The 13,044-nt window shown below is 47.2% G+C and carries 8 protein-coding genes and 2 pseudogenes; 4 read left to right on the top strand and 6 right to left on the bottom strand.

All coding sequences use genetic code 11. From position 1 onward, the window contains the following. The first annotated feature begins 1 nt into the window (after window position 1). The 4 genes and pseudogenes from KW548_04545 to KW548_04530 all read left to right on the top strand — a co-directional run bounded on the left by KW548_04545 (window position 2) and on the right by KW548_04530 (window position 6,759). Window positions 2–876, top strand: a pseudogene (locus KW548_04545) (N-acetylglucosamine kinase). Between the two features lie 10 nt (window positions 877–886). After that, complete coding sequence (locus tag KW548_04540; protein QXX07304.1) at window positions 887–2,794, top strand: family 20 glycosylhydrolase; 1,908 nt, start codon at window positions 887–889, stop codon at window positions 2,792–2,794. An 88-nt stretch (window positions 2,795–2,882) separates the two neighbouring features. Next, window positions 2,883–5,291, top strand: a complete 2,409-nt coding sequence (locus KW548_04535; protein QXX07303.1) for a N,N'-diacetylchitobiose phosphorylase — start codon at window positions 2,883–2,885, stop codon at window positions 5,289–5,291. A gap of 55 nt (window positions 5,292–5,346) precedes the next feature. Then, window positions 5,347–6,759, top strand: a complete 1,413-nt coding sequence (locus KW548_04530; protein ID QXX07302.1) for a phosphoglucomutase/phosphomannomutase family protein — start codon at window positions 5,347–5,349, stop codon at window positions 6,757–6,759. A 48-nt stretch (window positions 6,760–6,807) separates the two neighbouring features. Here KW548_04530 and KW548_04525 read toward each other — a convergent pair whose 3' ends face one another. The 6 genes and pseudogenes from KW548_04525 to KW548_04500 all read right to left on the bottom strand — a co-directional run bounded on the left by KW548_04525 (window position 6,808) and on the right by KW548_04500 (window position 12,950). Further along, window positions 6,808–7,839, bottom strand: a complete 1,032-nt coding sequence (locus KW548_04525) for an ABC transporter ATP-binding protein (GenBank protein ID QXX07301.1) — start codon at window positions 7,837–7,839, stop codon at window positions 6,808–6,810. Then, complete coding sequence (locus KW548_04520; protein QXX07300.1) at window positions 7,839–9,464, bottom strand: iron ABC transporter permease; 1,626 nt, start codon at window positions 9,462–9,464, stop codon at window positions 7,839–7,841. The genes KW548_04525 and KW548_04520 overlap by 1 nt, the downstream gene beginning before the upstream one ends. Window positions 9,465–9,624: 160 nt before the next feature. Continuing rightward, entirely contained in the window at window positions 9,625–10,638 is a 1,014-nt protein-coding gene (locus tag KW548_04515) for a Fe(3+) ABC transporter substrate-binding protein (GenBank protein ID QXX07299.1), read from the bottom strand. A gap of 154 nt (window positions 10,639–10,792) precedes the next feature. Beyond that, a pseudogene (locus tag KW548_04510) lies at window positions 10,793–12,023 on the bottom strand (ammonium transporter). A 26-nt stretch (window positions 12,024–12,049) separates the two neighbouring features. After that, the gene (gene glnK, locus KW548_04505; GenBank protein ID QXX07298.1) at window positions 12,050–12,388 is read right to left on the bottom strand and encodes a P-II family nitrogen regulator; all 339 of its coding nucleotides are present in this window, start codon (window positions 12,386–12,388) and stop codon (window positions 12,050–12,052) included. A 190-nt stretch (window positions 12,389–12,578) separates the two neighbouring features. Continuing rightward, window positions 12,579–12,950, bottom strand: coding sequence for a YacL family protein (locus tag KW548_04500; GenBank protein ID QXX07297.1), 372 nt, complete (start codon window positions 12,948–12,950; stop codon window positions 12,579–12,581). Between the last annotated feature and the right edge of the window lie 94 nt (window positions 12,951–13,044).

Here is a 13,044-nt window from a genome sequence, read left to right as displayed (position 1 = left end):
CATGACTGAGTATTTTGTCGGAATTGATGGCGGAGGCACATCTTGCCGAGCACGCATCAGGGATCAACACGGTAAGCAACTTGGAGAAGGTAAAAGTGGCAGCGCCAATATTCTTTTAGGGGTCGATGTGGCACTTCAGTCAATTATCGACGCGGTAACAACTGCTACTCAAGAAGCTGGACTCGACTCATCTCAACTAAAACACATGCATTTAGGGTTAGCCTTGGCTGGGGCAGAACAAAGGTCGGTTTGGCATGAGTTTATGGCTCAAGCCCACCCTTTCGCTTCTATCGTACTCAACACTGATGCTTATGGGGCGTGCTTAGGCGCTCACAATGGCGACAGTGGGGCGATTATGATTGCTGGGACAGGGTCTTGTGGCATTTATTTGTCCGGCAATGAGCAGCATGTTGTAGGGGGCGAGAGTTTCCTATTTCCGATCAAGGCGGTGGCGCCGTGATGGGGCTGACACTGATTCAAAAAGTACTCCTTGCTGAAGATGGTATTGGTGAAAAAACACCTTTATGCCAAGAAGTGATGACCCACTTCTCCAACGATGTCGACCAAATTGTGAGTTGGTCGAAAAACGCCTTACCCTGTGACTATGGCCAGTTTTCGCCAATGATTTTTCGCCATGCGACCCAAGCCGATTCATTAGCTATCTCGTTACTTAAGCAAACTGCAGCAGACATTGAAATGTTCATTCTCGCCTTACATAAGAAAGGTGCCAACCGAATCTGCCTAATGGGCAGCATAGCAGAGCGTATGCATGACTGGCTTTCGCCTCCTGTTCAACAGTGGATTGTTGAACCCCAGTTCGATGCCATTGATGGGGCATTAATGTTTGCTGGCAAACCAGAGCACAACCTGTATTAAAGGGGATACCATGAGTTATCGTATTGACCTCACCGTTCTGTCAGAGCATAAGCAATACTGTCGTTTTGGTCTGACGCTGCACAATCTGTCGGATCAAGCACTAAACAATTGGCATTTGCAGTTCATCATTGACCGCTACATCCTTCCTGATAGCTTTCGTCATGGTTCGATCAAACAAACAGGCAGCTTTTGCGTTGTTACTCCGGATAGCCACACACTCGACGCAAATCAGCATTATTACTGCGAATTTAGCATCAATACAGCGCCATTGCGCTTTTACACTGACGGCCTCAAAGATGCTTTGATTGTCAGTGACAATGGTGCCAGTGAGTTAGCAGTAACGTTGACGCCTATTGCTCTCGCCTCCCCCTATCAAGAGCGCACCCAACTTGACCCGATATCTGCTGCAGAGCACTCACTGATCCCGGCACCAAATCAGATCAGTTATCAGGGTGGAACCTTTCATTTATCGGCCTCCAGCCAGATTACCCTGCAAACTGCGCAAGCGGAAAAAGCCGCGACTTGGCTAGAGAAAGAACTAACTACTCTATTTGGCTATCAGGCCAAGGCTATTGGTCAAAGCGAAATCCTGTTTCGCAATAATCCAACTCTGGATGAAAGTCAGTATCAGCTTATCGTATCCGCTACCGGTGTCAGGATTGAATCGGCATCGGCAGCAGGTTTCGTACATGCCAGTGCCACGTTAATGCAACTCATAACACTAGATAACGACCAATTAACAGTGCCTTATGTCAAGGTAATGGATAAGCCTCGCTTTAAATACCGAGGCATGATGCTCGACTGCGCTCGCCATTTCCATCCAATCGACGATATCAAACGGTTAATTAACCAACTCGCTCATTACAAGTTCAATACTTTTCACTGGCATTTAACCGATGATGAAGGCTGGAGACTGGAGATCAACGCTTTTCCTCAGCTCACGCAAGTAGGGGCATTTCGTGGAAGAGACTCGGAACTCAAGCCGCAGTTTAGCCACATTTCGCCAGTATATGGCGGGTATTATTCTCAGCATCAGGTAAGAGAAGTGATTGCTTATGCTCAAGAGCGAGGCATTACCGTGATTCCTGAAATTGATATTCCGGGTCACTGCCGAGCAGCGATTAAAGCCCTTCCAGAATTACTGCTCGATCCGAGCGACAAATCGGAATATCGCAGTATTCAGCATTACACCGATAATGTTCTCTCTCCTGCAATACCGGGGACTTATGAGTTTCTCGATAAAGTGCTTGAAGAAGTCGCCAGTCTGTTTCCAGCCCTTTGGGTGCATATTGGCGCCGATGAAGTGCCCGATGGCGTTTGGCTTCAGAGCGCGAATTGCCAAGCATTAATGGAATCTGAAGGTTACCAGAATACCAAAGAGCTTCAGGGGCACCTGCTGCGATATGCCGAGCAAAAATTACGCTCTTTGGGCAAGCGTATGGTCGGCTGGGAAGAAGCTCAGCACGGAGATAAAGTCAGCAAAGATACCGTAATTTATTCTTGGTTGAGTGAAGAGGCAGCCCTCAAGTGTGCCAAACAAGGTTTCGATGTTGTCCTACAACCGGCCCAATCCACCTATCTGGATATGGCGCAGGACTATTCCCCTGAGGAACCTGGCGTCGACTGGGCGAATGTCATTCCTCTCGAAAGCGCGTATCGCTATGAACCTCTGGCTGATATTCCACAAGAAGACCCAATCCGTAAACGTATTCTCGGCATTCAGTGCGCGCTATGGTGTGAACTTGTCTCCCACCAGCAACGGCTGGACTACATGGTGTTCCCTCGCCTGACAGCAATAGCAGAAGCTTGCTGGACAATGAAACAACATCGCGACTGGCACGACTATCAAGCAAGGCTGAAAGGCCATTTATCTTTACTGGATAAACAAGGCATTAATTATCGCAACCCTTGGAAATAACTTTTGCTGACGGCCATAGCCCTTAGCAGTTTTCTCTAGCAAATACATTAAGCCGCTGTTTCAGTGGCGGTAGGAAAAGGAATAAAACATGAAATACGGCTATTTCGATAACGAGAATCGTGAATACGTCATCACTCGCCCTGACGTACCTGCGCCATGGACAAACTACCTAGGCACTGAGAAGTTCTGTACGGTGATCTCGCACAATGCGGGAGGCTATTCGTTCTACAACTCGCCAGAATACAACCGTGTGACTAAATTCCGCCCGAATGCGACCTTCGATCGCCCAGGACATTACGTTTATCTGCGTGATGATGAAACAGGTGATTACTGGTCAATCTCTTGGCAACCAGTGGCCAAAAGCCTAGATGAAGCAAACTACGAAGTCCGTCATGGCTTGTCATACTCTAAGTTCAAGTGTAAATACAGCGGTATTACCGCGACGAAAACACTCTTCGTCCCTAAAGGCGAAGACGCGGAAATTTGGGATGTGGTGATCAAGAACACCTCTGAAAAACCACGCACCATCAGCGCGTTCTCTTTTGTTGAATTCTCATTCAGCCATATCCAATCTGATAACCAAAACCATCAGATGTCTCTGTACTCAGCGGGTACGACTTACAATGAAGGCGTAATTGAATACGACCTGTACTACAACACCAACGACTTCGAAGGTTTCTACTACCTTGCTTCGACGTTTTCTCCAGATTCTTACGATGGTCAGCGTGACAGCTTCCTAGGTCTTTACCGCGACGAAGCTAACCCAATCGCCGTAGAAAAAGGCCAATGCTCCAACACAGCTCAGACTTGTTATAACCACTGTGGTTCTCTACACAAGCAATTCACCATCCAACCGGGTGAAGAAGTTCGCTTTGCTTACATTCTAGGTATCGGCAAAGGCAACGGTGAACGCCTGCGTGCTCAATACCAAGATCTAGCAGAAGTCGATAACGCCTTCGCTGGAATCAAAGCCCACTGGGAAGAGCGTTGTGGCAAGTTCCAAGTGACATCGCCAAACCAAGGTCTAGATACCATGATTAATGCTTGGACACTATACCAAGCTGAAACCTGTGTGGTGTGGTCTCGTTTTGCATCCTTTATCGAAGTAGGTGGTCGTACTGGCCTTGGTTACCGCGATACCGCACAAGATGCGATTTCAGTCCCTCATGCCAACCCAGCAATGACACGCAAGCGTATCGTTGATCTACTGCGCGGTCAGGTGAAAGCGGGTTATGGTCTGCACCTATTCGATCCAGACTGGTTCGATCCAGAGAAAGCAGACGTGAAACCGTCTAAGTCACCAACGGTTGTTCCTACCCCTTCCGACGAAGACAAAATCCACGGCATTGAAGACACGTGTTCTGATGACCACCTATGGTTAGTGCCAACCATCTGTAAATACGTGATGGAAATCGGTGAGCACAGCTTCTTCGACGAAATAATTCCTTACGCAGATGGTGGCGATGCCAGCGTTTATGATCACATGAAAGCTGCCCTAGATTTCTCGGCTGAGTACGTAGGTCAAACCGGTATCTGTAAAGGTCTACGCGCAGACTGGAACGACTGCCTGAACCTAGGCGGTGGCGAATCATCAATGGTGTCGTTCCTCCATTTCTGGGCGCTACAAGAGTTCATCGACCTTGCTAAATTCTTGGGCAAAGACGCAGATGTAGAGAAATACACCGAAATGGCAGCAAACGTTCGTGAAGCATGTGAGACACATCTTTGGGATGATGAAGGCGGTTGGTACATCCGTGGTCTGACTAAAGATGGTGACAAGATCGGTACTGCTCAGCAAACAGAAGGTCGAGTTCACTTAGAGTCAAATACGCTAGCAGTATTGTCTGGTGCCGTTTCTCAAGAGCGTGGTGAGAAAGCGATGGATGCGGTTGATGAGAACCTATTCTCAGAGTATGGCTTACACCTCAACTCTCCATCTTTCGCCACACCTAACGATGACATCGGCTTCGTCACTCGCGTTTATCAAGGCGTCAAAGAAAACGGCGCTATCTTCTCACATCCAAACCCATGGGCTTGGGTTGCAGAAGCGAAATTGGGGCGTGGTGACCGTGCAATGAAATTTTACGATGCACTCAACCCATACAACCAAAATGACATTATCGAAAAACGGATTGCAGAACCCTACTCTTACGTGCAGTTCATCATGGGTCGTGACCACCAAGATCACGGACGTGCCAACCACCCGTGGCTAACTGGCACATCGGGCTGGGCTTACTTCGCAGTCACCAACTTCATTCTTGGCGTACGTACAGGTTTTGACGGGCTGACGATTGATCCGTGTATCCCAACCAACTGGCCGGGTTTCGAAGTGACCCGTCAGTGGCTAGAGGCGACGTACAACATCAAAGTGGAGAACCCAGACTCAGTGAGCAAAGGGGTCAAATCGATCCTAGTCAATGGAGAAGAAGTGTCTGGCTCCGCGATACCCGTACAGCCAAAAGGCAGCGTCAACGACGTCGTCGTTGTACTTGGTTAACTACCCAACGGGCCTCTCTCGCAGAGGCTCTTTTGTTGAATAAAGGATTAAAGCAATGATTAAGTTTGGTACTGGTGGCTGGCGCGCATTTATCGGTGAAGAGTTTACCAAAGACAATGTTCGCTTGGTTGCCCAAGCGCTGGCAAACATCATCAACCACGAGAAAGTCGCCGACAAAGGATTCATTATTGGTTATGACCGTCGTTTTTTATCCGATAAAGCGGGGCGCTGGTTCGCCGAGGTGCTTGCTGCTAACAATATTCCCGTTAGCTTCATCGACAAATTTGTTCCGACGCCAATTGTGATGTTTAAAGCCAAAGCGATGGGTTGTGCCTACTCGGCATGCATTACTGCGTCCCACAACCCAGCAGATTACAACGGCATTAAAGTCTTTATTGAAGGGGGCCGTGATGCCGATGAGATAATCACTGAAAAGATCGAAACTCAAATTGCAGCTTTAACTGGCGATAAAGTGCAAAGCGTAGAGTTTGAGCAGGCGGTTGAAGATAAACTGATTACAATCATTAACCCAATGAACGAATTCGTCGATTCGATTATCGATTTTATCGACATAGAAGCGATCAAAAAAGCCAATTTACGTGTACTGATTGATCCTATGTTTGGTGTGGCTAAAAACGCGCTGCAAACGGTATTGATCAATGGTCGCTGTGACGTTGATGTGATTAACGATGGCAAAAACCCTGACTTTGGTGGCTTGATGCCGTCTCCCAGCGCTGCCACTTTATATCGTCTAAAACATCTTGTTGCAGAGCAAGGTTACGATATTGGTATTGGTACCGATGGTGACGCTGATCGTCTCGGCATCATCGACGAAAAAGGTCACTTTATTCACCCTAATGAAGTGCTGATCCTGCTTTACTATTACTTGCTTGAGTACAAAGGCTGGTCCGGCTCCGTAGTTCGTAACATTGCGACTACTCATATCCTCGACAAAATAGCAGCTGACCACGGTGAGAAGAGCTTTGAAGTACCCGTCGGCTTTAAGCACATCAGCTCGCAAATGGAAGCCGATGATTCGTTGATCGGTGGTGAAAGCTCGGGCGGTTTGACCATTCGCGGCCATATCAAAGGTAAAGATGGCGTGTTTGCCTCCAGTCTGCTGGTTGAGATGATTTCAGTGACAGGCAAAAAGCTTTCTGAGCTGCTTGATGAAATCTATACCAAATACGGCTACGCCTATACGGCTGAAGGAGACTGTAGCTTTAAAGCCGGACAAAAGCAGGCACTCCACCACAAGATATATGTCGAGAAGCAACTACCACAGTTTGAGTTTGAAATTGAACGCGTGAGCTACGAAGATGGCGCTAAAGTCTATTTCAAAAATGGCGGTTGGGTCATTGCCCGATTCTCTGGTACCGAGCCTCTTCTGCGTATCTTTGCAGAGATGGCGGACAAGGAGACCGCAGAAGGCATCGTTGAACAGTTCAAAACATTCTTACAACTGTAACTAGCCTAGAGCTCAAAACACCTAGCGATTTGCTGGGTGTTTTGTTATTTAAAAAGCCAATACACCTTGCGTTTCAACTTTAACCGAGACAGGTTGACCTATCGACAGTGGCTCCGCGGAACTGGCCAACAATCGGCTACCACTGGCATCAATCACATAACGGCAATGGTCACCCATAAACTGTTGCTCCAAAACCGTCACACTACTCTCCTCAGTCGCACTGATCTGAACATGCTGTGGACGCAGCAATAGCTCACATTCCGCTTGTAGCTGAATTTCTTGCTGAGCTTGCGCCTCAACCACCCCTAACTCAGTTTCAAACTCAGACTCAGACACACGCTTCGCGATCAAGTAGCTGCCGCCTCCTAAGAAATCCGCAACAAATTTGCTCGAAGGCTGATAGTAAAGCTCACTCGCCGTACCATACTGTTCAATCACGCCGTGGTTCATCACCGCCATCTTATCGGCGAAGGCAAACGCCTCTTCCCGACTATGAGTAACAAATATCGCCGTGACGCCATGCTTTTTGAAGATCTTACGGATTTCTGCAATTAACTCGTGTCGAACCTGAGTGTCTATGTTAGAAAAGGGTTCATCTAACAGCAGTAGGTCAGGTTTGTATGCTAATGAGCGAGCAATAGCCACACGCTGCTGCTGTCCACCGGACAACTGATGCGGATAGCGCCCCTCAAAACCTGTCAGGTGAACCAGCTCAAGCATTTCTGCCACTTTGGCTTTTCTATCACCATTAGCCAACGTCTTCAGACCAAAAGCCACATTTTCTTCAACAGTTAAGTGTGGGAAAAGGGCGTAATCCTGAAAAATCATACCAATATTACGCTGCTCAGGCGGCAGCCAGTGTTTACCGTCGTCAATCGTCATACAGTTCAAACTCATTGAGCCTGAGCTGAGCGGCAACAAGCCCGCAATCGCTTTAAGTAAAGTGGTCTTCCCGCAGCCACTCGCACCTAGTAAGCAAACAATCTCACCGTGTTCCACCTCTAGCGACAGAGATTCCAATACGGTTGTCTGTTCATCGTACTTACAAGTTAAGTTATTGATTGATAATGCACAGCTCATCAGTGTGTATGCTCCAGTGAACGGTTAACCATAACTAAGGGAATCAATCCGACTAATACCAGCAGCACCGCAGGTAGGGCTGCCAATTCGAGTTGTTCGTCAGAGGCAAAGTTGTAGACATAGGTTGCCAATGTTTCGAAGTTGAAAGGCCTAAGCAGCAACGCTGCATTCAGCTCTTTCATTGATTCAATAAAAACCAACAAGCCAGCAATTAAGGCACCACGGCGAATCAAAGGGAAATGCACTCGCCACAACATCTGATTGGAATTGCACCCCATAGTGCGGGAAGCCATATCCAGAGAGGGCGAAACCTTATTTAAGCTGCTTTCAATACTGCCGATTGCAACCGCAGAAAATCGGACGACCAAGGCAAAAATAAGCGCAAACATTGAGCCTGAAAAAACCAGCCCCGGCCTACCCCATTGCATAAATTTGGCAATGTCATTGACCAAATGGTCCATAAACAAAACCGGGACCATTACCCCGATCGCCAACACGGTCCCCGGTACCGCGTACCCCATAGAAGACAAGCGCATGAACGCCAGCCCCTGACGGTTAGCTGCTAAGCGATTATAAAAATTCACGGTGATAGCGACAATTACCCCAATAACGGCCGCCGATAGCGAAACGTAGAGGCTATTCAACGCGTATTCTCGGAATTCCGGTGTCCAGCTCTGTGCAAAATACTTATAAGCGTAGATCACCAGTTGCATCAACGGGAACAAGAATGCAATCGCAACCAGTCCCCAGCACCAAGTCAGCGCCAGCCATTTCTTCCAGCCTGATAACTCGTAACGAAAGTCCTCCCGGCTACTGAACTGATTCTGGAATAGTTTTTGTTTACGACGACTGTAGCGCTCTGCGCTAAGCAGGAGAATCACAAACACCAACATAATGGCAGAAATCTTAGCGGCCGCGGTCAAGCTTGAGTAACCGAGCCAGGTATCATAAACCGCAGTGGTCAGAGTATTGACGGCGAAATAGCTCACCGTACCGAAATCACCAATGGTTTCCATTGCAACCAACGACAGACCGACGGCAATGGAGGGGCGGACAAGTGGAAGCGAGATACGACAGAAACTTTCCCAAGGAGAGCATTTTAGTAAGCGCGCTGATTGCAGCAAAGAGACATTTTGCTCCATAAATGCAGCACGACACAGCAGATAAACGTAAGGGTAAAGCACCAATGCCAGCACAATGATAGCGCCAGTCAACGTTCTGATATCTGGAAACCAATAATCTCCGGGGCCCCAACCTGTTAAATCACGCAGCAAAATTTGTAATGGTCCGGCAAAGTCGAGCCAATCAGTAAAGATGTAACCAACGATGTAACCCGGCATAGCCAGAGGCAACACTAAAGCCCATTGTAAAATCCGCTCGCTGGGTATCCGACACATGGCCATAATCCAAGCAGAAGGGATACCAAAAACTAGGGACAGAGCCATCGTACCTGCGGCCAAGACTACCGTATTAAAGGTATAGGTTGGCATTACCGTCGACATCAGATGCGAGAACAGGTCATCCGTCTCGCCGATAGAGGTAAGGAATATCGCTAAGATCGGCAAAACCAGTAGCAGGGCTAACGTCCCACTACTGGTTTTCCATAAATAATTATTTTCTTTCATCGCCTAACAATCACAGGTATACATCAATCAAATGCACTTGCTAATACATCTCATATACCTTCAATACGCTTAAGGGTCTGTTATACCCTTATAAACAAACAACCTCAAGTGGCCCTTGTAAAAGAGCGACTTGAGGTTGTGTATATAAAGCGTCGAACGATTACAGGTCGAACTTCACTTCATCAAGAAGCTTGATTGCTGCTGCGTGGTGGTCGGCAATTTCATCGAGAGAAATCGTGTCAGCTTTGAAATCGCCCCAAGATGCTACTAGGTCAGAACGCTTAACGCCTTCTTTCACTGGGTACTCGTAGTTCACTTCAGCGTACATGCTTTGAGCTTTATCACCCGCTAGGAATTCCATCAGCTTAAGTGCGTTCTCTTTGTTCGGAGAGTACTTAGCCATTGCCATACCAGAGATGTTTACATGCGTACCAGTTGTTTTCTGGTTAGGGAAGTTAATGTAAACCGCATCAGCCCACGCTTTCTGCTCTTTATCGTTCACCATCTTACCTAGGTAGTAGCTGTTACCCAGAGAAACGTCACATAGACCTTCTTTAATCGCTTTAACCTGTGCACGGTCGTTACCTTGAGGTTTACGCGCTAGGTTAGCTTTAACGCCTTCTAGCCACTCTTTAGTTTCCGCTTCGCCTTTATGAGCAATCATGGAAGAGACGAGAGAAACGTTGTAAGGGTGCTTACCACTACGAGTACAGATTTTGCCTTTGAATTCAGGCTTAGTAAGATCAGCGTACGTGAAATCATCACCTAGCTTACCAACACGGTCACGTGAAGAGTAAACGCTACGAGTACGGGTTGTCAGAGCAAACCACTCATTGTCAGCATCTTGGTACTGAGCTGGGATGTTCTTTTCAAGAACAGCGCTTTCTACTGACTGAACCAAGTCTTGCTTAGTTAGCTCAGACAAACGGCTGATGTCTACCGTCAGAATCACGTCAGCTGGGCTGTACTCGCCTTCTTGAGCTAGTTTCTCTGCTAGGCCTTTCTTTGCGAACTTAACGTTTACTTTGATGCCTGTTTCTTTAGTGAACTCGTTGAACATAGGTTCAACTAGGAAAGGTTGACGGTAAGAGTAGACGTTCACTTCTTCAGCAGCCATCGCAGTCGGTGCTAATGTCGCACATGCCAGAGCAGAAAGAGTCAGCAGTTTTTTCATTGGTTCAGTCCTTTAACTTCGTAATGATAACGTTTATCAGTTGCGTTATTATATTCATGATGATTTAGAAAACAATGCTGTAAAACGCAAAAACCTGCCGAACTTGGCAGGTTTTTGAGTATTTTATTTGTAACAGTCTGTGTCTTGTTCGAACTTATTTCACAGTCACAAATTCAGGGTAGGCACCCACACCACAATCGTGCATGTCCATACCTTCCAATTCTTCATCTTCAGACACTCGGATTCCGATCGTTGCTTTAAGCACTGCCCACACCGCAAGACTTGCACCGAACACCCAAGCAAAGATAACCGCCGCACCCAATAGCTGAGCACCAAACGTTGCATCACCATTACTCAGTGGCACAACCATCAGGCCGAAGAAACCACATACACCGTGCACCGAAATCGCCCCCACTGGATCGTCAACCTTGAGCTTATCAAGCGCAATGATACTGAACACGACAAGTGCGCCCGATACTGCACCAATAGCCACGGCATAGATTGGCGATGGAGACAGCGGATCGGCAGTGATGGCAACCAGACCAGCCAATGCACCATTGAGGATCATCGTTAGGTCTGCTTTACCCCACGTCGTTTTACACACCAGAAGAGCGGCAATCGCACCAGCTGCTGCTGCCGCATTTGTGTTGAGGAAGATTTGACCTACTGCCGTTGCATTCTCAAAGTCAGAGACCATCAACTGAGAACCACCGTTGAAACCAAACCAACCGAACCAAAGGATAAAGGTACCCAGTGTCGCAAGGGGCATGTTCGAACCCGGAATTGGGTAAATCTCACCATTTTTCCCGTATTTGCCTTTTCGAGCGCCTAACAGTAATACACCTGCTAATGCCGCGGCTGCACCCGCCATGTGTACAATACCTGAGCCAGCAAAGTCACTAAATCCCGCTTCTGACAAGAAACCTCCTCCCCAAGTCCAGTAACCTTCCATTGGGTAGATAAATGCCGTAAGTACCATTGAGAAAATAAGGAATGACCATAACTTCATTCGCTCTGCGACCGCACCAGACACAACAGACATAGCTGTCGCAACAAACACCACTTGGAAGAAGAAGTCAGATTCTAGAGAGTGGTCTGCGCCTTCCCCTTGTGTTCCTATCAACGTACCAAATGAAGGTAGCCAGCCGCCTTCACCATTGTCGACATACATGATGTTGTAGCCAACGACCAAATACATGGTACATGCAATTGCATATAAGCAAACATTTTTGGTCAGAATTTCAGTGGTGTTCTTTGAACGAACTAAACCCGCCTCAAGCATGGCAAAACCAGCCGCCATCCACATGACCAACGCACCTGAAATGAGGAAGAAAAAAAGTGTCTAGTGCATAACGTAATTCGGTTACTGTGGTTGTTAATTCCATTTTTTTATCTCCAGTTCTTTGAATTCTTAAAGCGCCTCAGCGTCCATTTCACCAGTACGAATGCGCACTGCCTGGCTCAGGTCATAAACAAAGATTTTTCCGTCACCGATTTTTCCTGTGTGCGCCGCTTTGGATACAGCTTCAATCACGCGGTCTACATTTTCAGCCTGTGTTGCTATCTCGAGTTTCACCTTAGGCAGGAAATCCACTTGATACTCTGCACCACGATAAAGCTCGGTGTGGCCTTTCTGACGCCCAAATCCTTTCACTTCGGATACCGTCATACCTTCGATACCGACATCAGCAAGAGCCTCTCGAACATCGTCTAATTTGAATGGTTTGATAATCGCATTAATAAGTTTCATCGCATCCTCTCTGAAGCTGTCATCCTTTTTATCTTTAATAATCCAAGTGACATGCCAACTTATTAAGCATTTGATAATTAATGATTTATTAATCGCAGAGGGCCAAATACACAAAAAGGCGCACCATAACGGTGCGCCTTTATCACAATAATGAGGCAATAATTTCATTCTTCACTATATCAGTGCAGATTTATTTGGTGGTCAGAAAACCTTTCCATTGTTCAATCAGTAGCTCAAAGTCATCTAAGCCACAACTGGCCGTACTCTCACTGTCATAAAAATTAAACTCGCTGTCTTCTGCCATCGCTTCCCCATGCGCCAACACATTCTCTTGAATGGTGACTTCATCACCATGAATAGAGATGGAAATCTCAGTACCCAGCATGGTGTGTTCCTGAAGTGGAGACTGGTGTACAGCCTCTAGCATAGACTCGACCTGCTCTATCTTCTGCCAATCCTTACCGATTTCTTCCTGCAACCAGCGACCAGCAATTTCATGGCCCATACTCGACTTAACGTAGTACTCGCCCATTAAAGTGTTTCTAATAAACTCAAATTCCATAGGGCGCCTCTTGCGGTTCTGCCTAACTCAATGGGCGGGAGTATACAAGGACTAAAGGTGTGAGGCGAGGTATAGACGACAAACTCCATTCTTA

The sequence above is a fragment of the Vibrio neptunius genome (assembly GCA_019339365.1).
Classification (GTDB): domain Bacteria; phylum Pseudomonadota; class Gammaproteobacteria; order Enterobacterales; family Vibrionaceae; genus Vibrio; species Vibrio neptunius.
The sequence above is the reverse complement of the archived record's forward strand: the minus strand, read 5'-3'. Positions and strand labels throughout refer to the sequence as shown.